Origin of the sequence: Bacillus paranthracis (assembly GCF_024296885.1) — a bacterium.
Taxonomy (GTDB): domain Bacteria; phylum Bacillota; class Bacilli; order Bacillales; family Bacillaceae_G; genus Bacillus_A; species Bacillus_A paranthracis.
The window spans coordinates 3,885,791-3,905,815 of sequence record NZ_CP101135.1 but is presented as its reverse complement, the minus strand read 5'-3'; the positions used below and the strand labels follow the sequence as shown (position 1 = coordinate 3,905,815).

The 20,025-nt window shown below is 36.2% G+C and carries 20 protein-coding genes and 1 other annotated feature; of the genes, 16 read left to right on the top strand and 4 right to left on the bottom strand.

Translation table 11 applies throughout. The features are described 5' to 3' along the window. The first annotated feature begins 128 nt into the window (after window positions 1-128). On the top strand, window positions 129-1,082 hold the full coding sequence (locus NLJ82_RS20120; RefSeq protein ID WP_000125137.1) for an MBL fold metallo-hydrolase: 954 nt from the start codon (window positions 129-131) through the stop codon (window positions 1,080-1,082). A 9-nt stretch (window positions 1,083-1,091) separates the two neighbouring features. After that, the gene (locus tag NLJ82_RS20115) at window positions 1,092-1,886 is read left to right on the top strand and encodes an SDR family oxidoreductase (protein WP_000147804.1); all 795 of its coding nucleotides are present in this window, start codon (window positions 1,092-1,094) and stop codon (window positions 1,884-1,886) included. Between the two features lie 181 nt (window positions 1,887-2,067). Here the strand turns inward: NLJ82_RS20115 and NLJ82_RS20110 are convergent, their stop codons facing one another. Next, a complete protein-coding gene (locus NLJ82_RS20110; protein ID WP_001003209.1) occupies window positions 2,068-2,253 on the bottom strand; it encodes a YqzH family protein in 186 nt (61 codons plus the stop codon). Between the two features lie 223 nt (window positions 2,254-2,476). Here NLJ82_RS20110 and argC point away from each other — a divergent pair, with 223 nt between their 5' ends. The 7 genes from argC (at window position 2,477) to NLJ82_RS20075 (ending at window position 8,642) form a co-directional block, all read left to right on the top strand. Then, window positions 2,477-3,514 carry an N-acetyl-gamma-glutamyl-phosphate reductase gene (gene argC / locus NLJ82_RS20105; RefSeq protein WP_000861218.1) on the top strand — a complete coding sequence of 346 codons (1,038 nt, stop codon included), beginning with the start codon at window positions 2,477-2,479 and terminating at the stop codon, window positions 3,512-3,514. An 11-nt stretch (window positions 3,515-3,525) separates the two neighbouring features. Further along, window positions 3,526-4,749, top strand: a complete 1,224-nt coding sequence (gene argJ / locus NLJ82_RS20100) for a bifunctional glutamate N-acetyltransferase/amino-acid acetyltransferase ArgJ (RefSeq protein ID WP_000598418.1) — start codon at window positions 3,526-3,528, stop codon at window positions 4,747-4,749. 11 nt (window positions 4,750-4,760) lie between these two features. Continuing rightward, window positions 4,761-5,528 carry an acetylglutamate kinase gene (gene argB / locus NLJ82_RS20095; RefSeq protein ID WP_001286775.1) on the top strand — a complete coding sequence of 256 codons (768 nt, stop codon included), beginning with the start codon at window positions 4,761-4,763 and terminating at the stop codon, window positions 5,526-5,528. Further along, complete coding sequence (gene argD, locus NLJ82_RS20090; RefSeq protein WP_000200515.1) at window positions 5,525-6,685, top strand: acetylornithine transaminase; 1,161 nt, start codon at window positions 5,525-5,527, stop codon at window positions 6,683-6,685. The genes argB and argD overlap by 4 nt, the downstream gene beginning before the upstream one ends. Before the next feature lie 12 nt (window positions 6,686-6,697). Further along, entirely contained in the window at window positions 6,698-7,648 is a 951-nt protein-coding gene (gene argF, locus NLJ82_RS20085) for an ornithine carbamoyltransferase (protein ID WP_000108858.1), read from the top strand. A gap of 177 nt (window positions 7,649-7,825) precedes the next feature. After that, on the top strand, window positions 7,826-8,386 hold the full coding sequence (locus tag NLJ82_RS20080) for a DUF2062 domain-containing protein (protein ID WP_002028428.1): 561 nt from the start codon (window positions 7,826-7,828) through the stop codon (window positions 8,384-8,386). Between the two features lie 58 nt (window positions 8,387-8,444). Next, window positions 8,445-8,642 carry a hypothetical protein gene (locus tag NLJ82_RS20075; protein ID WP_000291952.1) on the top strand — a complete coding sequence of 66 codons (198 nt, stop codon included), beginning with the start codon at window positions 8,445-8,447 and terminating at the stop codon, window positions 8,640-8,642. Window positions 8,643-8,666: 24 nt separating this feature from the next. Here NLJ82_RS20075 and NLJ82_RS20070 read toward each other — a convergent pair whose 3' ends face one another. Continuing rightward, window positions 8,667-9,113: a MarR family winged helix-turn-helix transcriptional regulator gene (locus NLJ82_RS20070; RefSeq protein ID WP_000445819.1), complete on the bottom strand. Its 447-nt coding sequence runs from the start codon at window positions 9,111-9,113 to the stop codon at window positions 8,667-8,669. Between the two features lie 72 nt (window positions 9,114-9,185). Continuing rightward, window positions 9,186-9,965, bottom strand: coding sequence for a GDSL-type esterase/lipase family protein (locus tag NLJ82_RS20065; RefSeq protein WP_000755836.1), 780 nt, complete (start codon window positions 9,963-9,965; stop codon window positions 9,186-9,188). A gap of 355 nt (window positions 9,966-10,320) precedes the next feature. Between NLJ82_RS20065 and cpdB the strand changes: the two genes are divergently transcribed. Continuing rightward, the gene (cpdB, locus tag NLJ82_RS20060; protein ID WP_000748614.1) at window positions 10,321-12,705 is read left to right on the top strand and encodes a bifunctional 2',3'-cyclic-nucleotide 2'-phosphodiesterase/3'-nucleotidase; all 2,385 of its coding nucleotides are present in this window, start codon (window positions 10,321-10,323) and stop codon (window positions 12,703-12,705) included. 49 nt (window positions 12,706-12,754) lie between these two features. Here the strand turns inward: cpdB and nhaC are convergent, their stop codons facing one another. Beyond that, on the bottom strand, window positions 12,755-14,128 hold the full coding sequence (gene nhaC, locus NLJ82_RS20055) for a Na+/H+ antiporter NhaC (protein WP_000253715.1): 1,374 nt from the start codon (window positions 14,126-14,128) through the stop codon (window positions 12,755-12,757). 277 nt (window positions 14,129-14,405) lie between these two features. Then, window positions 14,406-14,626, bottom strand: a binding site (T-box leader). 141 nt (window positions 14,627-14,767) lie between these two features. Between nhaC and NLJ82_RS20050 the strand changes: the two genes are divergently transcribed. From NLJ82_RS20050 to bioC, 6 genes are all read left to right on the top strand, one after another. Further along, on the top strand, window positions 14,768-15,124 hold the full coding sequence (locus NLJ82_RS20050; protein WP_000726889.1) for a hypothetical protein: 357 nt from the start codon (window positions 14,768-14,770) through the stop codon (window positions 15,122-15,124). A 122-nt stretch (window positions 15,125-15,246) separates the two neighbouring features. Beyond that, window positions 15,247-16,635 carry an adenosylmethionine--8-amino-7-oxononanoate transaminase gene (gene bioA / locus NLJ82_RS20045; RefSeq protein WP_000144318.1) on the top strand — a complete coding sequence of 463 codons (1,389 nt, stop codon included), beginning with the start codon at window positions 15,247-15,249 and terminating at the stop codon, window positions 16,633-16,635. Next, a complete protein-coding gene (gene bioD, locus NLJ82_RS20040; RefSeq protein WP_000012488.1) occupies window positions 16,635-17,363 on the top strand; it encodes an ATP-dependent dethiobiotin synthetase BioD in 729 nt (242 codons plus the stop codon). The genes bioA and bioD overlap by 1 nt, the downstream gene beginning before the upstream one ends. Continuing rightward, window positions 17,329-18,513 carry an 8-amino-7-oxononanoate synthase gene (bioF, locus tag NLJ82_RS20035; protein ID WP_001077307.1) on the top strand — a complete coding sequence of 395 codons (1,185 nt, stop codon included), beginning with the start codon at window positions 17,329-17,331 and terminating at the stop codon, window positions 18,511-18,513. Before bioD ends, bioF begins: the two co-directional genes overlap by 35 nt. Beyond that, window positions 18,510-19,250 (top strand): alpha/beta fold hydrolase, encoded by a 741-nt coding sequence (locus NLJ82_RS20030; RefSeq protein ID WP_000661285.1) that lies wholly within the window; start codon window positions 18,510-18,512, stop codon window positions 19,248-19,250. Before bioF ends, NLJ82_RS20030 begins: the two co-directional genes overlap by 4 nt. Further along, the gene (gene bioC / locus NLJ82_RS20025; RefSeq protein WP_000608933.1) at window positions 19,216-20,025 is read left to right on the top strand and encodes a malonyl-ACP O-methyltransferase BioC; all 810 of its coding nucleotides are present in this window, start codon (window positions 19,216-19,218) and stop codon (window positions 20,023-20,025) included. The genes NLJ82_RS20030 and bioC overlap by 35 nt, the downstream gene beginning before the upstream one ends.

The following is a 20,025-nucleotide window of genomic DNA, read 5'->3' as shown; positions in this document are numbered from 1 at the left end:
AATGTACATACATTCGTTTTTTTCTAGGAAACACCTCTTTTTATCTGAAAATAATGACAAATATATAAGGAAGTTGTAAACTGAAGAAGTATTCATTTTTGAACCGGAAAGAGACAGGGGGGCTAAGCATGACGGCGATTCACCGAATGGAGATTCCTGTGCCATTTGCAGTTGAAACTGTGAATGTGTTTTTAGTTGAGGGGGAGACATTAACATTAATTGATACAGGGACGAATACAGAAGAGGCAAGAAATGCGTTAGAAAGTCAGTTAGGTACATTAGGATATACGATAGAAGATATTAAAACAGTAGTTATTACGCATCATCATGCGGATCATTGTGGGCTTTTAAATATATTTTCTGAGAAGACGAACATTATTGGACACCCTTGGAATGAGCCGTGGATCACGCAAAATCCAGAATTTTTAAAGCAATATCATGATTTTTTTAGAGAGACGGCTTTACAATTTGGTGTTCCAGCAGCATTTTTGAAAGACGAGGCGTTATTGACGACAAGGACACTGAAATATTCTTGTAATAGATCGTTAACGCATAATGTGAGAGAGGGAGATCGTATTGATTCAATGCCTGGTTTTACAGTAATTGAAACACCGGGTCATGCTTCCACTCATATTTCATTATATAGAGAATCTGATGGAATACTAATTGGAGGGGATGCTCTCATTAGTCATATTTCTTCGAATCCAATATTAGAACCACCATATGAAGGACAAACAGAAAGGGCGCGCCCGTTATTACAATATAATCAAACGTTAAAGCGTTTAAGTGAAATGAATATTTCACGCATTTTATCAGGACATGGAGAAGATGTTCTAAATGTGAAACAACTTATTGAAACGAGATTACAAAAGCAAGAAACACGTGCATTTAAAGTGCTTGAGTTATTAAAGGAAAAACCAATGACAGCATTTGAAGTATGTGTAAAACTATTTCCGGTATTGTATAAGGAACAATTGCCACTTACTATTTCAGAAACGGTTGGACAATTAGACTTTTTAGCATATAATCAACAAGTGATGATTGATGAATCTTCGCAACAATTGATTTATTATGCAAAGTAGGTGACAGCAATGACGGGACGTTTACAAAATAAAGTAATCGTCATTACAGGTGCTTCTAGTGGAATTGGAGAGCAAGTTGCAATGCAAGTTGCAGAGCAGGGGGCGACTCCAGTATTAATGGCTAGAACAGAAGAGAAATTAAAAGCGCTAGCAGACAAAATTAAAGAAACTTATAATACGCCTTGCTATTATTATGTATTAGATGTAAGTGAAGAGACGGAAGTACAATCTGTTTTTTCAAAAGTATTACAAGAGGTAGGACGTATTGATATATTAGTAAACAATGCGGGATTTGGTATTTTTAAAACGTTTGAAGATGCGTCAATGGATGAAGTGAAAGATATGTTCCAAGTAAATGTATTTGGATTAGTAGCTTGCACGAAAGCGGTACTACCTTATATGGTGAAAAGAAACGAAGGGCATATTATTAATATTGCTTCACTTGCTGGGAAAATTGCAACGCCGAAATCGAGTGCGTATGCAGCAACGAAACATGCAGTACTAGGATTTACGAATAGTTTACGCATGGAGTTGTCTAGTACGAATGTTTTCGTAACAGCGATTAATCCAGGTCCGATAGATACAAACTTTTTTGAAATAGCTGATCAATCCGGTACATATGTGAAAAATATGGGACGATACATGTTAAAACCAACATATGTAGCAGAGCAAATTGTAAAATCGATGCAAACGAAAAAGCGTGAAGTAAACTTACCGAAATGGATGGGTATTGGTCCGAAACTGTATGCTTTATTCCCAGGTTTATTTGAGCGTGTTGCAGGTAAATCATTAAGTAAAAAATAGGAGATTTCCATATGGAAATCTCCTATTTTTTTATCCCGCTTTAATGGGCAGTAAGACCCCCCTCAAAATTCAGCGAAAGCAAAGAAGTTAGGTGGGGGGGCGGGCTGCCCATAAAAGTCCGATTGGTTCAACTAATAATCAGTGGGGGATGAAGAAAACCTCCACTGATTAAAGTTTCACTTTATTTTCCAGTCACATAATCGTAAACGATATCCTCAACTGCCTCGTATACATCAATTTTAGTATTTGAATGAATAATCGTTTGAATATGTTTAACAAGCAGTTCCTGATCCTCATTTGACATAGGATTACATTGATATTGCTGAAAACTTTTTATAATCATTTTCTCAATTAATTTTTCATTCATGTTTTCCCCGCCTGTATGTACGTATGTATTGTTTTATTGTACTTGAAGTGAAATAAAAAAACTACTATACACTATTTATGTATAAAAATTCTGTTGTGTATATTATTTTTCTAGTAAAATTAAGTTTTTTAAGTTTGTAAAATTAATAAATATTTAATTGACTCTATAAATATACAATATTATAATCATACTTAATTTAAAGAATCGATATGAGGAGGAGCATATGAAGGTCGCGATTATTGGAGCAACTGGGTATGGAGGTATTGAGTTAATTCGGTTATTAGAACAACATCCATATTTTTCGATAGCATCTCTCCATTCTTTTTCACAAGTTGGCGAGTGTATAACAAATGTATATCCGCATTTTCAAAATGTTCTTGTTCATACGTTACAAGAAATTGATGCGGAGGAAATAGTGAAAGAAGCAGAAATTGTATTTTTGGCAACCCCGGCAGGAGTATCAGCAGAGCTAACTCCAAAATTATTAGCAGTAGGTTTAAAAGTAATTGACCTATCTGGAGACTTTCGTATGAAAGATCCTTTCATATATGAACAGTGGTACAAAAGGGCAGCTGCAAAAGAAGAAATTCTTAGTAAAGCTGTATATGGGCTAAGTGAATGGAAAAGGTCCGAGGTTCAAAATGCAAATTTAATTGCAAATCCGGGATGTTTTGCTACAGCTGCATTATTAGCGACATTGCCATTAGTTCGTAGCGGCATAATTGAAGAAGATTCGATTATTATTGATGCGAAATCAGGAGTATCTGGAGCAGGAAAAACGCCAACAACGATGACTCACTTTCCTGAGTTATACGATAACTTGCGTATTTATAAAGTAAATGAGCATCAACACGTTCCTGAGATTGAGCAAATGCTTGCGGAGTGGAATAGGGAAACGAAGCCAATCACGTTTAGTACACATTTAATACCGATATCACGGGGGATTATGGTTACACTTTATGCGAAAGTAAAACGAGAAATGGAAATAGAACAACTTCAAAAATTATATGAAGAAACGTATGAACAATCGCCTTTCATTCGAATTCGTCTGCAAGGAGAGTTTCCAAGTCCGAAAGAAGTGAGGGGCTCAAATTATTGTGATATGGGGATAGCTTACGATGAAAGAACAGGAAGAGTGACAGTCGTTTCTGTTATAGACAATATGATGAAAGGTGCGGCTGGGCAAGCAATTCAAAATGCAAACATAATAGCGGGACTAGAAGAAACAACAGGTTTACAACATATGCCGCTTTATCTATAAGGGGGGACATGATGATTAAAGTAGCGTCTATTACAAAAGTAGAAAATGGTTCGATTGTAACTCCAAAAGGTTTCTCGGCCATTGGCAATGCAATTGGTTTGAAAAAGGAGAAAAAGGATTTAGGGGCAATCATTTGTGATATACCAGCATCATGTGCTGCTGTTTATACAACAAATCAAATACAAGCAGCTCCCTTGCAAGTAACGAAGGATAGTATAACGACTGAGAGGAAATTACAAGCTATTATCGTCAATAGTGGAAATGCAAATGCTTGTACGGGAATGAAAGGATTACAAGATGCTTATGAGATGCGTGCATTAGGGGCGAAACATTTTGGAATGAAAGACAATTACGTTGCAGTAGCTTCAACAGGTGTAATTGGTGTTCCGCTGCCGATGGATATAATCCGAAATGGGATTGCTACTCTTATCCCGGCGAAGGAAGAAAGGGAAGCTCATTCTTTTTCTGAAGCGATCTTAACGACGGATCTTATAACGAAAGAAACTTGCTATGAAATGGTGATTGATGGGAAGAAAGTGCTGATTGCTGGTGTTGCGAAAGGTTCAGGGATGATTCATCCAAATATGGCAACGATGCTAAGTTTTATTACGACAGACGCTCATATAGAGCATGACGTATTACAAACAGCATTATCACAAATCACGAATCATACATTCAATCAAATTACGGTGGATGGCGATACTTCTACGAATGATATGGTCATCGTTATGGCAAGTGGATTATCAGAAACGAAACCAATTGATATGGAACATGCAGATTGGGAAACTTTCATATTTGCTTTACAGAAGGTATGTGAAGATTTAGCGAAAAAAATTGCACAAGATGGTGAAGGCGCTACGAAGTTAATAGAAGTAAATGTGTTAGGAGCTCGAACGAATGAAGAGGCAAAAAAAATTGCAAAGCAAATAGTCGGTTCGAGTCTTGTGAAAACAGCAATACATGGTGAAGATCCAAACTGGGGGCGAATTATTAGTAGCATTGGACAAAGTGAAGTCACGATTAACCCAAATACAATTGATATTACTCTTCAATCTATTGCGGTGCTGAAAAATAGTGAACCTCAAATGTTTTCTGAAGAGGAAATGAAAATGAGGTTACAAGAACATGAAATTATGATTGATGTGTATTTACATTTAGGAGAAGAGACCGGATCAGCTTGGGGCTGTGACTTAAGCTATGAATATGTGAAAATAAACGCTTGTTATCGTACATAAGGAGAGGGAAGATGAGTGATTATATTGTAGTGAAATGCGGCGGTAGTATGTTGGATCAATTAAATGATCTGTTTTTTGATTGCATAAAGAAATTGCAACAGAAGTATAAAGTAGTGATTGTCCATGGCGGTGGCCCAGAAATTGATGCCCAATTAAAAGATTGTAACATCAACGCAGAAAAAAGAGATGGATTACGAGTAACACCAAAAGAAGTTATGGATGTTGTTCAAATGGTGTTATGTGGAAGTACGAATAAAAAACTTGTAATGAATTTACAAAAGCATAATTTACGAGCGGTAGGTTGTTCAGGATGTGACGGCAATCTACTTCAAGTTCAACCTGTCAGTGAGGAGATAGGATATGTGGGAGAAGTAAGGTATGTCGAAACGGCCTTACTAAAAGGATTAATAAATATGAATTATATTCCTGTTATTGCTCCGGTCGGCATAAATGATAATGAGATTTATAACATAAATGCAGATACCGCCGCAGCTGGAATTGCGGCCGCGTTATCTGCAAAAGAACTCATTTTTATTACAGATGTAGATGGGGTATTGCATGAAGGAAAGTTAGTAAAGAAAACCGACGAATTTGAGATTGTTAATTTTATAGAAAACGGTGTTATTACCGGTGGGATGATTCCGAAAGTACAGGCAGCACTAGCATCATTAAAAATGGGAGTGCAAAAGGTTAGTATCGTAAATGGGACGAAGGATTTTACCGAGGTTACAGGTGAGTGTATCGGAACGACGGTAACGAGGGGTGTGAGTATTGCATGACAAGTCATCTTTTTCAAACGTATGGGAGAAGAAAGATTGAGTTTGTAAAGGGAAAAGGAACGAAAGTCATTGATAATAACAGTAAGCAATATTTAGATTTCACATCAGGAATCGGTGTATGTAATTTAGGACATTGTCATTCTACTGTTATGAAAGCTGTACAAGAGCAACTGCATGAAATATGGCATATATCTAACCTGTTTACAAACAGCTTACAAGAAGAAGTCGCGTCATTATTAACAGAAAACATAGCATTAGATTATGTGTTCTTCTGTAATAGCGGGGCAGAGGCGAATGAAGCTGCTTTGAAGCTAGCCCGTAAGCATACTGAAAAATCTCTCGTCGTAACATGCGAGCAATCTTTTCACGGTAGAACATTCGGAACGATGAGTGCGACGGGACAAAATAAAGTGAAAGAAGGATTTGGTCCGCTCCTTCCATCTTTTTTACATACACCATTTAACGATATAAAGGCATTAGAGGAAGTAATGAATGAAGAAGTTGCGGCAGTAATGATAGAAGTTGTTCAAGGAGAAGGAGGAGTCATACCTGCTGATCTATCTTTTTTGAAAGCGATTGAAGCATTATGTAAGAAGTTCGGTTCCTTATTTATTATAGACGAAGTACAAACAGGGATCGGAAGAACAGGGACATTATTTGCTTACGAACAAATGGGAATAAATCCTCATATCGTTACTACCGCTAAGGCGCTTGGAAACGGGATTCCTGTCGGAGCGATGATTGGCCGGAAAGAACTTGGAATATCGTTTCCTGCAGGGTCACATGGTTCAACGTTTGGTGGAAATTATATTGCAATGGCTGCGGCGAAAGAAGTATTGCAAATAACTAAGAAACCATCGTTTTTAAAAGAAGTAAAGGAAAAGGGCGAGTACGTATTACAGAAGTTGCAAGAGGAATTACGACATGTCGAATGTATTCAAAATATACGTGGTAAAGGGCTTATGGTTGGAATTGAATGTACGCATGAAGTTGCAAGTTTTATAGAACAACTAGAAGAAGAAGGACTTCTCGTATTACAAGCAGGACCTAATGTTATAAGACTATTACCGCCACTTATTGTAACGAATGAAGAACTAGAACAGGCAGTATATATGATAAAAAAAGTAGTTTGTACAAAAAATGTATCAATCATATAAGGGGGAATTTTCATGTCAACTGTACAAGTACCGAAATTAAATACGAAAGACCTTTTAACACTAGAAGAATTAACGAAAGAAGAAATTATTTCTTTAATTGAGTTCGCAATATATTTAAAAAAGAATAAGCAAGAGCCTTTACTGCAAGGCAAAATATTAGGTCTTATCTTTGATAAACATTCAACTCGTACTCGTGTATCTTTTGAAGCAGGAATGGTACAGCTCGGGGGACATGGTATGTTTTTAAGTGGAAAAGAGATGCAAATGGGAAGAGGAGAAACTGTTTCAGATACTGCGAAAGTATTATCGCAGTATATTGACGGGATTATGATACGTACATTCTCACATGCGGATGTAGAAGAGCTTGCAAAAGAATCGAGCATACCTGTTATTAATGGATTAACGGATGACCATCATCCTTGTCAAGCATTGGCAGACTTAATGACAATATACGAAGAAACAAATACATTTAAAGGAATAAAATTGGCTTACGTAGGTGATGGAAATAATGTATGTCATTCATTGTTGTTAGCGAGTGCAAAAGTTGGAATGCATATGACTGTTGCAACGCCTATAGGGTATGAACCGAATGAAGAGATTGTAAAAAAAGCGTTAGCGATTGCCAAGGAAACAGGAGCTGAAATTGAAATTTTGCATAACCCTGAATTAGCGGTGAATGAAGCAGATTTCATTTATACTGACGTTTGGATGAGCATGGGGCAAGAGGGCGAAGAAGAGAAATATACGTTGTTTCAACCATACCAAATCAATAATGAACTTGTTAAGCATGCGAAGCAAACATATCGCTTCTTACACTGTTTACCTGCCCATCGTGAAGAAGAAGTAACAGGCGAAATTATAGATGGGCCAAAATCTATCGTATTTGAGCAAGCCGGTAATCGATTGCATGCGCAAAAAGCATTATTAGTAAGTTTATTTAAAAATGTAGAAGAGCTTTCCTAAATGATGTACACCTCCAGTTGTGAGACACAAATAACAATTGGAGGTGTATTTTTTTTATTGAAATGTCATATGTATATTTAGTTAACCATTTCGATATCATCTATAATAAAAGAGAAAATGAAATTTGTTTTTCGAAGTGTGTAAGGGCATACTAGGTATAAAAATATAGTTAAAGAGATGATGAGAGTGAAAACAACTAAGAAAACATATTCGTTTTTTCAGCGGATGTGGAGAATATTAAAGTTTCAATATTATAAGTTGCTTCGATCACCAGAAGGAGCGAAGAAAGTATCGTTAGGTTTTGCGATTGGTTTTGGTTTAGAGATGTTGGTTATATATACAGCATCGCTCGTCTATTTAATATTTTATCCAATCGTCAGGTTAGCAAAGGGATCTTTTCCTGCCGCGGTGATTGGCAATATTATTGGAAAAATATCGTTTCTCCCAGTAGTTTTATTTCCGCTTGCGTATGCGCTAGGGAAAATGATTTATCCATTTCATGTGCAAAAAATACATCATGAACCCTTTACAATATCGGACTTGTTTTCAAGTCACATTTTTACGATATTAAAGAGCTTATTACAGAGTGAAGTGTATGTATTAATTGGAATGACGATTTTAGGGGTTGTGTTTGGTGTAGTTTCATATTTCGTTGTGCATTATTTATATGAAAAGAACCGTAAGTTACGTTTGAAGAACAGAAAGAAAAGAGTGAGAGAACCACTCATGCAAATATAAAGAGTGTCACACTCATTTTCTCCTTTGAATATGTTTAAGAAAAAGGAGGAGAGAATGAATGTATTATTATTACGTACCGCAAGTATATCCATATGTAAATTATTATCCGGTTTATGATACGAGTAGGCAATATGAATTATATCGACAACAACAACTACCGCAAATACCATCGCAACAACCTACGCAAGATCAAAAACCATATTTAACGACATGGCCATATTCAAATGTATACTATGGCAATTATTACGAATCATAAAGCTGCTTCTATTTAGAAGCAGCTTTATACGTTTGTTTTCAAAATTAAATTTTGAATGGTTTGAAGAGAGTGAATGAGTTTTTCACGTTCTTCCTCAGATAACGTTTGGAAATTTTCTTTTAATTTGTCTAAAATGAATTGTTGATACTGATTTACTAACAATTTCCCTTCAGCTGTCAGGGAAATTAAAATGACCCGTCGATCTTTTTCGCTATAATGACGCTCTATTAGTTCTTCTTGGATCAGTTTGTTTAATAGAGGTGTCATGTTAGGCCGTGAAATCGCTAGCCGCTTGCCGATTTCGGAAACTGCTAATGTGCCATTTTCATGCAGAAGCAGTAATACTTGTGTATGTGATGGCGGCATATGTCTTTGAGAAGAAAATTCTCCAGGAAGCATAAATTTGCGATAAAAAAGAGGCACTAGCGAAAGAAGATGATCAACAATACGTTCCCACTCGCGTGATTCCATATAAAGGCCCCCTTCCACTCTCATTGTAACAAAAAAGACATGTTATAAAAATAGAATTGTTTCATGCGAATTTTAATATTTGTAGGCCAACACTTTTTTTGTAAAGGAATCGGCAATAATCGAATAGCCTTTATCATTTGGGTGTACTTGGTCAAAGAGTAAATCTTTCTTATCATTCGATATTAATTTGCGAATTGGTAAAACGATAGATGGTTGATTTGCTTTTGCAATGGAATAAACGGATTCATTCCATCCGTCTAAAAACATATCTGCATAACTTGCGATGGAGTCATCGAGTTGTAACGGGTTATAGAGTTCAGAAAGAATGAGTAAAGCATCCGGATTTTGATCTCGGACTGTCTTTACAATATTTTTTACATCCGCTTCAAAATGAGCTTTTTCTTTATTTAACATTTTAATACCGTCTATAACACCGACATCACGATTTAAGCGAAATAAATTATTTCCCCCAATGTTAATTGTAATAATATTGGCTGCTCTAATTTTTTGCTTTACATCTTCTGATTCAACCTTTTTAGCGAGACGATCTGTTGTAAGACCGTTTATCCCAAGGTTTTCTACAGTAATTGGTTTATGAATTTGTGCTTCTATTTGTTTAGAGGCTAATTCAGCAAATCCACCTTGTGTCGATCCATATCCTTTGGCGAGCGAATCACCTAGTACGAGATGATAAAAGGAATCGTTTGTTTGCTTATCAATCCAACTTGGAGTAGATGTTTTTTCTGTTTTTTCTTCGGGTTCATTTTGTTTTGTCTCATCGTTCTTTTCAAAATAAGAATAAGAAATGATTAGAAGGAGGAGACAAACAATTGTTAAGATGACTTTTTTCATAATTCATCCTCCTTGTAATTGGTAATTGTATCATATTCCGCAGTATTAACAATGTAAGGGCATATTATATGTTTATGAAAAGTTTACAATAACTTTACAGAAAATTTGTAGAAGTATGTCAAAAAATATTGACGATATGAAAGTACATTATATATGATAATGTCAGATAAGGTGAAATTTTAATTAGTAGGGCTTTATTTCCCGATGAGTAAAATCTCACCAATCGAGCGTTTAAGAGGACTACTCATTAACGCAGGATGAAATGAAAATCTTATCTCCAATAGAAGAAAAAAGGTATGTGATTAGAGACGGATTCATTTCATTATTTTTGGTAATTGTATAAGGGGGATTTTTTGTGAAAAAGTCAAAAAAAATGCTAGCTGGAGCAACTCTTGCTATTGGTGTTATAGCGCCGCAAGTATTGCCAGCAACAGCTCATGCGGATGAGCAAACTGGGGAGAGTACGGTTAACTTACGAATTCTAGAAACATCAGATATTCACGTTAACTTAATGAATTACGATTATTATCAAACGAAAACAGATAATAAGGTAGGGCTCGTGCAAACTGCAACACTTGTTAATAAAGCGCGTGAAGAAGCGAAGAACTCTGTCCTGTTTGATGATGGGGATGCATTACAAGGGACACCGCTTGGAGATTATGTAGCGAATAAAATAAATGATCCGAAGAAGCCTGTGGATCCTAGTTATACGCACCCATTATATCGTTTAATGAATTTAATGAAGTATGACGTCATCTCTCTTGGGAATCATGAATTTAACTACGGTTTAGATTATTTAAACAAAGTAATTAGTAAAACAGAATTCCCGGTTATTAACTCGAACGTCTATAAAGATGATAAAGATAATAATGAAGAGAATGATCAAAATTACTTTAAACCATATCATGTTTTTGAAAAAGAAGTAGAAGATGAATCAGGTCAAAAACAAAAAGTGAAAATTGGCGTAATGGGATTTGTTCCACCTCAAGTTATGAACTGGGATAAAGCAAATCTAGAAGGAAAAGTGAAAGCAAAAGATATAGTTGAAACAGCGAAAAAAATGGTGCCAAAAATGAAAGCAGAAGGTGCCGATGTTATCGTTGCACTAGCGCATTCAGGTGTTGATAAGAGTGGTTACAACGTTGGCATGGAAAACGCATCGTATTATTTAACAGAAGTTCCTGGTGTAGATGCGGTATTAATGGGACATTCACATACGGAAGTGAAGGACGTATTTAATGGTGTTCCAGTTGTAATGCCTGGTGTCTTTGGAAGTAACTTAGGTATTATAGATATGCAATTGAAAAAAGTAAATGGAAAATGGGAAGTACAAAAAGAGCAATCGAAGCCGCAACTTCGTCCGATTGCTGATAGTAAAGGAAATCCACTCGTACAATCTGATCAAAATTTAGTTAATGAAATTAAAGATGATCACCAAGCGACAATTGATTATGTGAATACAGCTGTAGGAAAAACGACAGCGCCAATTAATAGTTATTTCTCATTAGTACAAGATGATCCTTCTGTACAACTTGTGACAAATGCACAGAAATGGTATGTAGAAAAGTTATTTGCTGAAAATGGACAGTATAGTAAATATAAAGGAATTCCAGTTTTATCTGCAGGTGCACCATTTAAAGCAGGTGGCCGAAACGGTGCTACATATTATACGGATATTCCAGCTGGAACGTTAGCGATTAAAAACGTTGCAGATTTATATGTATATCCAAATACGTTATATGCTGTAAAAGTAAATGGGGCACAAGTAAAAGAATGGCTTGAAATGTCTGCAGGTCAGTTTAATCAAATTGATCCAAAGAAAACAGAAGAACAGCCATTAGTAAATATCGGATACCCTACATATAACTTTGATATTTTAGATGGCTTAAAATACGAAATTGATGTAACACAACCAGCGAAATACGATAAAGATGGAAAAGTTATAAATGCTAATACGAATCGTATTATAAATATGACATATGAAGGTAAGCCAGTAGCTGACAATCAAGAGTTTATCGTCGCTACAAATAACTATCGCGGAAGCAGCCAAACGTTCCCAGGCGTAAGTAAAGGGGAAGTTGTATACCAATCACAAGATGAAACACGTCAAATCATTGTGAAGTATATGCAAGAAACACCAGTTATTGATCCGGCAGCAGATAAAAATTGGGCATTTAAACCGATTGTTGCAGATAAATTACATACAACATTCGATTCTTCACCAAATGCACAAAAGTATATAAAGAAAGATGGGAACATATCATATGTTGGACCATCTGAAAATGAATTCGCTAAATATGCAATTGATATAACGAAGAAGAACGATGATGATAAGGAAACTGGTGGAGAGAATCCAACGACACCACCAACAAGTGAAGGAAATAATGGAGAAAATCCAACGACACCACCAACAAGTGAAGGAAATAATGGAGAAAATCCAACGACACCACCAACAGGTGAAGGAAATAATGGAGAAAATCCAACGACACCACCAACAGGTGAAGGAAATAATGGAGAAAATCCAACGACACCACCAACAGGTGAAGGTAATAATACAGGATCTGGACAAACTACAACGGATAATCAAAACGTAAAAGAAACAACAACTGTAAGTGAAAAGAAAGAAGAACGTGATTTACCGAAAACAGGTACAAGTGTTGTTTCTACAATTGGAGCAGGTTTGGCGTTTGTTGGAGCAGGATTCCTTCTGTTATTTAGAAGAAAGAAAGCAAATAGATAGTGGAGAAATATAAAAAGGATTACCGATTCAGGTAATCCTTTTTGATATATTATGAAAGTGTTACAGCTTTTTCCTTCTTCCATGAAAGGCCAAATCCAGTAAAGCCGACGATAATTGTTACAACTGGACAAGCTAAGCAGAAGATTGCGAATGGAACGTAATCAAAAGTTGGAACGCCAAGGACGTTCGATAAGAATACGCCACTTACTCCCCATGGTACGAGCGGGTTAATAACTGTACCTGCATCTTCTAATACACGTGATAAATTACGACGTTCTAAACCGACTTCATCATATTTATTAGCGAATGCTTGTCCTGTTAAAACGATAGATAAGTACTGCTCACCAAGTAAGAAGTTCACACCGATTGCAGTTGAAGCAGTAGAAATAATTAAGCGTGTGCTAGTTTTTACGAAGCTAGAGATGATATTCATTAGCTGCGTAATAATACCCATTCCTTGTAATAATCCTCCCATACAAAGAGCTAGGAAAATAAGAGCGATTGACATCATCATACTTTGCAGGCCACCGCGAGATAATAAGCTATCAATATCTTTCATACCCGTTTTAGAAACGTAACCGTCTTGCATAATTTTCATTAAATCAGTTAAAGAAGTACTAGGTTTAAATATAAATAGGATAATGATCCCTACTATAATTCCAGCAAGTAATGTTGGAACTGCTGGAACTTTTTTAAATGCGAATAGGAACAGTAATAAAATTGGAATAAGTGTAAAGATAGAAATCGTTGCATTTTTCTCTAATGTGCTAATGAAGTTTGTGAAGTCAACGTCTCCACTAGTACCGCTTCCTAAAATGAAAAATGCGATAAAAGCAATAATGAAAGCTGGAACTGTTGTCCAAAGCATGTTACGAATATGCTCAAATAAATCTACACCCGTTACAGCTGGCGCTAAGTTTGTTGTATCAGATAAAGGAGACATTTTATCTCCAAAGAATGCACCAGAAATAATTGCACCAGCGATTAGAGCTGGATCGTATCCGAGCGCACTACCCATGCCCATAAAGGCAAGTCCTACAGTTGCGGCAGTTGTAAAGGCACTACCGATACTTGTTCCAACAATTGCACAAACTACAAAAACAGTTGGAATGAAAATTTTTGGAGATACAAGCTGGAAGCCGTATACCATTAAAGTTGGAATTGTTCCAGCAGCGATCCAAACACTAATTAATACGCCTACAAGTAAGAATATAAAAATAGATGGAATACCAGCTGAAATACTACTTATCATTCCTTTTTCCATCGTAGACCAATCAATTTTTTTCATAAATCCAAATGCTAATAAAAGAACGATGCCAAATAAAATCGGGATGTGTGGTGAAACTTCTAATTTGATAACACTAAAGCCAATGCAGAAAAAGATAAAAAATGTTAAAAGAACAGATTCAATTTTTGAAACCATTGTTTTCCCCTCCTAAGTAATCTAAAATAGCTCTTTTTTATATAAAATTCACCAATATTGTTTATTTCCTTCTAAAATTTAGAATTTTGTGACAAATTACCGGTAATAGTTGATTCTTCAATATGATACGGAAATGATTGGATAAAAAAACGTCCCTGCATATAATTATGCAGGGACGAAGAAATCGCGGTACCACCCTAGCTTGTGAAATGAATGTATCACAAAATAAAGGGTCGTATGATATGCGCTAATAAAATAAAAACGCCCCTGCAACATATGCAGGGACGAAAAGTTCGCGGTACCACCCTAAATTGTGAAACAGTGTCGTTTCACCACTCTTTAGATATAACGGTCTATAACCGTCTTTCACTACTCCTTACGTTTCGCAAAAGAAGCTCCAGGGGGTAATTCATAATTCGCTCTGTACTGGTTCGCACCGACCACCAGCTCTCTGAAAGCAGAAATCGAAATACTACTAAATCCTATCAATGCCGATTCATATGATGTTAGTTAAATTTTTATCATATATTCGTCTCACATGTCAATAAAAATATTCAATGATTTTTTAGGGAAATAAAGGAGAACGATTTTAATCCTATGAAAATGTGCGTTATAATGAATTTGAAAGGGGAGGAAAAAGTGAAGAAAAAAATAATTCTTTTTACCACTTTACTAGTCATTGGCGGAAGTGCTGGCATTTACACAGCTTTTGCAGCTGAATCAGAGCAGGCGAAGCAAAAGCAAATACAGCAGTTAGAAGTGAAGAAAGCGAAAGAAGCTGAAGAGAAGAAGTCGATGGAAAAGGCAGCTGATAAACTAGGGGTTTCTACGGAAGGAAAAACAAAAGAAGAGGTTGCGAAAGAAGTAAATACCGCAAGATTTGAGAAGCGCCATGATCTATTGATTGAACATGCAAAACAACTTGGAATTGAAACAGAAGGAAAAAAAGACGAAGAGATTATTTTAGAAATCGGAAAGATACAACATGGAAAGTAGAACAACTTATCTTATGATAAGTTGTTCTTTTTTAAGAACTACTCGATTTAAAAATAATTGACAGTCATTTAGATTTAATGTTAACTATATTTATAAACTAGTTAACATTAGGGGTGACAATTGTGACTTTTAGTAAGAGTACGACTGACAAACCATCATATACATATGAAGAGTTATCGGAGAAAAATAAAGCCTATGTATGGCATCCATTTACACAAATGAAGGATTATTTAGAAGAAGATCCTGTCATTATTGAACGGGGAGAGGGAAGAAAGCTATACGATGTAAATGGAAATGAATATTGGGACGGTGTTTCGTCTATTTGGTTAAATGTTCATGGACATCAAGTGCCAGAACTAGATGAGGCAATTCGTGAGCAATTAAATAAAATTTCCCATTCTACTATGTTAGGGCTTGCTAACGTTCCATCTATTTTATTAGCCGAAAAAATAATTGAAGTTGTACCAGAAGGTTTGAAGAAAGTGTTTTATTCAGACTCCGGTTCTAGCGCTGTTGAAATTGCAATTAAGATGGCCTTTCAATATTGGCAGCATAAAGGAAAACCGAAGAAACAAAGATTTGTTACATTAAAAGAAGCGTATCATGGTGACACAATTGGAGCTGTTTCAGTGGGAGCAATAGACTTGTTTCACCAAGTGTATAGTTCGCTTTTATTTGAAGCAATTAAAATGCCTTATCCATATACATATCGTTCTCCTTATGGAAATAATAAGGAGGAAATTGTAAAAAAACATTTAGAAGAAATGGAAGAGCTGCTGAAAGATAAACATGAAGAGATTGCGGCGATTATTGTAGAACCTTTAATGCAAGGTGCTGGCGGTATGATTACAATGCCAAAAGGATACTTAAAAGGGCTACGTAATTTATGTACAAAATATAATGTTCTATTTATTACAGACGAGGTAGCGACTGGATTTGGGCGTACTGGAAAAATGTTTGCATGTGAACATGAAAATGTAACACCGGATATTTTGACAGCCGGAAAAGGTTTAACAGGCGGATATTTACCAGTTGCAATTACTGTAACGACAGATGAAATTTATAATGCCTTTTTAGGAGGCTATGAAGAACAAAAAACATTTTTCCACGGACATAGTTATACAGGGAATCCGTTAGGGTGTGCGGTAGCAATTGCAAATCTAGAACTATACGAGAAAACAAATTTAATAGAAGAGGTGGCACGTAAAACAGAATATGTGGCGACGCAATTAGAAGACCTCTTTGCATATAAACATGTAGGGGACATTCGTCAATGCGGGTTAATGGTTGGAATTGAACTTGTGAAGAATAAGGAAACGAAAGAAGCGTTTGAATGGACAGAGAGAGTCGGTGTTCAAGTATGTAAACGCTCAAGAGAACTAGGTATGATTTTGCGCCCGCTCGGTAATACGATTGTATTTATGCCCCCTCTTGCTTCTACAATTGATGAGATTGATGATATGTTACGTATTTTGTATAAAGCAATCTCGGATGTTACGGAGGGAGAATAATGAGTGGCTTTTTTATAACAGCAACGGATACTGAAGTGGGGAAAACTGTAGTCGCCGGTGCATTAGCAGGTGTATTTAGAGAACTGGGATATAACATCGGGGTATATAAACCGTTGCAAAGTGGACATGTTGCATCAAATCCAGAAGGAGATGCAGCAAGGCTAAAGGCATTATCAGGTGTACCGACAAAAGAAGATGAAATTTGCCCTTACTCTATTGAAGAGCCGCTTGCCCCGAGACTTGCCATGAAAAGAGCCGGAAGGACAGTAACGTTAAAAGACATTATTCATCACTATAATGAACGATTGAAAGATTTTAATAGTCTACTTGTAGAAGGAGCAGGTGGATTAGCTGTTCCATATACAGAGGACGCTTTAGTAATTGATTTCGCAAAAGAATTACAACTTCCACTTATTGTAGTAGCACGCCCTACATTAGGAACAGTAAATCATACAGTTTTAACGATTGCTTACGCAAAGGCATATGGTTTAACAGTAGCAGGTGTCATTTTATCTGGCTGCAAAGAATGCGAAATGGAAAGAGTGCAAGAAAATAAAGAAATGATTGAAGAGCTAAGTGGGGTACCGGTTTTAGGTTTATTACCATTCTTTGCAGGTGAGTTTACAAGAGAAGAAGTCTTGGAATCTGCTAAAGAATATATAATGATTTCAAAATTAGAGGAGCTTATCCGAAATGAATCAAACGTGGCGCACACATCTTCAATCTAAATTGCAACAATTACATGAGCGAGAGCAGTATCGTAATTTGCATGTAACAGAACAAGCAGAAGAGACATGGCTTATTCGAGATGAGAAAAGGATGCTAAATTTAGCGTCAAATAATTATTTAGGGTTAGCTGGAGATGAAAGGTTAAAAGAAGCTGCTATCGCATGTACAAGAAAATATGGGACTGGGGCGACAGCATCAAGGCTCGTGGTAGGAAACTATTCACTGTATGAAGAGGTTGAGAGAAGTATATGCGATTGGAAAGGCACTGAAAAAGCCTTAGTTGTGAATAGTGGATATACCGCAAATATTGGAGTGATCTCTTCATTAGTGAGTCGTCACGATATTGTGTTTAGTGACAAATTAAATCACGCAAGCATTGTTGATGGAATTATATTAAGTGGGGCAGAGCATAAAAGGTATGGTCATAATGATTTGGATCATTTAGAGAAGTTATTAAAAACAGCGTCACCTGAAAAGCGGAAATTAATCGTAACAGATACTGTTTTTAGTATGGATGGTGATACTGCGTATTTGAGGGAGTTAGTAGAGCTGAAAGAGAAATACGGGGCAATTCTTATAGTTGATGAAGCACATGCGAGTGGAATATATGGAATTGGCGGAGCTGGATTATCTCATATAGAAGATCTTGCTCAAAAAATAGATATACATATGGGGACGTTTAGTAAGGCTTTAGGGTGTTATGGTGCGTATTTGACAGGCGATGCAATTTATATAGAGTATTTACACAATATGATGAGAAGTTTTATTTTTACTACTGCATTACCGCCAGGAACATTAGGAGCAGTGCAAAAAGCAATTGAAATTGTACAAGAAGATCATAAGAGAAGAGAAAACCTTATAGCAAATGGGGAATACTTCAGAAGCAAATTACGAGACGCCGGATTTAATATAGGGAATAGTTCAACTCATATTGTACCGATTGTAGTCGGTTCAAATGAAAATGCTTTACGGTTTAGCAAAAGGTTACAAGAGGCAGGTATTGCAGCTATTGCAATTCGTCCGCCAACTGTACCGATCAATAGTTCTCGAATTCGCTTTGCAGTTACATCTCAACATACAATAGCTGATTTAAAATGGGCTATTGACCGAATTATCCACATTGCGAAAGAAGAGGAGCTTTTCGTATGAAAGAGCTGAAGATTATTTTTATCCCTGGATGGGGAATGGAAGAAAATATTTGGGATTTAGTACTTCCGCATTTAAAAGAATATCCTGTTCAATGTATTGATTGGCGTAATGTGAAAGAACAAAGTGAGTTTGCGGATCGGATTATAGATGTAGCACAGGATGACAATGTAATTTTAGTTGGATGGTCACTAGGAGCGTTAGCGGCAATTCAAGCTTATAAAAAAATTAAGGCAAAGGGTATCGTGCTAATTGGTGGTACTGCTAAATTTACAAATACAAGTGACTATAGTAGTGGATGGAATACTTTGCATGTAGAACGGCTGAAAAGAAATTTGGAGAGAAGGAAAGAAGATACGCTCAAGCGGTTCTATGAAAATATGTTTACGAAAGATGAGTTGAAAGAGAATAAAAGTTTTGAAGGCATCGTAAAACATTTTAAAGGTGATTCTATGCAGTCTTTACAATTCGGTTTGGATTATTTAATAGAAACAGATATGAGAGCAGCATTGAAAGAAATTAACGTCCCTATACTACTTATTCACGGAGAGCGGGATGTAATATGCCCATTGTCTGCAGCATGTAGTATGGCTGAGAATGAAACTGCCACACTCAAGGTAGTAAGTGAGGCTGGACATGCATTATGCGTAACGAATTTCGAATATTGCGCAAATGAAATCATTCAATTTGTAGAGGGGATACGACATGATCAACAAAACGTTACTACAAAAACGATTTAACGTGGCAGCTGTATCCTACGATCAATATGCAAATGTACAAAAAAAGATGGCGCATTCATTACTTTCTACATTGAATCGGCGATATAGTGCAAATTCATCGATACGTATTTTAGAACTTGGATGCGGGACAGGATATGTTACAGAGCAATTATCAAACTTATTTCCGAAAGCACAAATTACAGCTATTGATTTTGCTGAAAGTATGATTGCAGTTGCGAGAACTAGACAAAATGTAAACAATGTAACATTTTATTGTGAGGATATCGAAAGATTACGACTAGAAGAAACGTATGATGTCATTATTTCAAATGCCACATTTCAATGGCTAAATGATTTAAAACAAGTGATAAGAAATTTATTTCGTCATTTATCTATAGAGGGGATATTACTCTTTTCAACATTTGGACAGGAAACATTTCAAGAATTGCATGCTTCGTTCCAGCGGGCGAAAGAAGAAAAAAATATACAAAATGAAACATCGATTGGGCAACGTTTTTATTCGAAAAATCAGTTGCGCCATATATGTGAGATAGAAACAGGGGATGTACATGTTTCTGAAACGTGTTACATAGAGAGATTTACAGAAGTTAGGGAGTTTCTACATTCTATTCGTAAAGTAGGAGCGACCAATAGTAATGAAGAATCATATTGTCAAAGTCCCTCACTCTTTCGTGCGATGCTTCGCATATACGAAAGAGACTTCACGGGAAATGAAGGGATAATGGCAACGTATCATGCTTTATTTGTGCATATAACAAAAGAGGGGAAGAGATGA

What these genes read in the sequence shown, in the direction of transcription:
- bioD (WP_000012488.1), top strand. Translation starts at nt 16,635, where the DNA reads ATGAGTGGCTTTTTTATAACAGCAACGGATACTGAAGTGGGGAAAACT.
- NLJ82_RS20115 (WP_000147804.1), top strand. Translation starts at nt 1,092, where the DNA reads ATGACGGGACGTTTACAAAATAAAGTAATCGTCATTACAGGTGCTTCT.
- argC (WP_000861218.1), top strand. Translation starts at nt 2,477, where the DNA reads ATGAAGGTCGCGATTATTGGAGCAACTGGGTATGGAGGTATTGAGTTA.
- argD (WP_000200515.1), top strand. Translation starts at nt 5,525, where the DNA reads ATGACAAGTCATCTTTTTCAAACGTATGGGAGAAGAAAGATTGAGTTT.
- NLJ82_RS20030 (WP_000661285.1), top strand. Translation starts at nt 18,510, where the DNA reads ATGAAAGAGCTGAAGATTATTTTTATCCCTGGATGGGGAATGGAAGAA.
- NLJ82_RS20120 (WP_000125137.1), top strand. Translation starts at nt 129, where the DNA reads ATGACGGCGATTCACCGAATGGAGATTCCTGTGCCATTTGCAGTTGAA.
- NLJ82_RS20070 (WP_000445819.1), bottom strand. Translation starts at nt 9,113, where the DNA reads ATGGAATCACGCGAGTGGGAACGTATTGTTGATCATCTTCTTTCGCTA.
- nhaC (WP_000253715.1), bottom strand. Translation starts at nt 14,128, where the DNA reads ATGGTTTCAAAAATTGAATCTGTTCTTTTAACATTTTTTATCTTTTTC.
- argB (WP_001286775.1), top strand. Translation starts at nt 4,761, where the DNA reads ATGAGTGATTATATTGTAGTGAAATGCGGCGGTAGTATGTTGGATCAA.
- NLJ82_RS20065 (WP_000755836.1), bottom strand. Translation starts at nt 9,965, where the DNA reads ATGAAAAAAGTCATCTTAACAATTGTTTGTCTCCTCCTTCTAATCATT.
- NLJ82_RS20075 (WP_000291952.1), top strand. Translation starts at nt 8,445, where the DNA reads ATGTATTATTATTACGTACCGCAAGTATATCCATATGTAAATTATTAT.
- bioF (WP_001077307.1), top strand. Translation starts at nt 17,329, where the DNA reads ATGAATCAAACGTGGCGCACACATCTTCAATCTAAATTGCAACAATTA.
- NLJ82_RS20080 (WP_002028428.1), top strand. Translation starts at nt 7,826, where the DNA reads ATGATGAGAGTGAAAACAACTAAGAAAACATATTCGTTTTTTCAGCGG.
- argF (WP_000108858.1), top strand. Translation starts at nt 6,698, where the DNA reads ATGTCAACTGTACAAGTACCGAAATTAAATACGAAAGACCTTTTAACA.
- NLJ82_RS20110 (WP_001003209.1), bottom strand. Translation starts at nt 2,253, where the DNA reads ATGAATGAAAAATTAATTGAGAAAATGATTATAAAAAGTTTTCAGCAA.
- bioC (WP_000608933.1), top strand. Translation starts at nt 19,216, where the DNA reads ATGATCAACAAAACGTTACTACAAAAACGATTTAACGTGGCAGCTGTA.
- argJ (WP_000598418.1), top strand. Translation starts at nt 3,526, where the DNA reads ATGATTAAAGTAGCGTCTATTACAAAAGTAGAAAATGGTTCGATTGTA.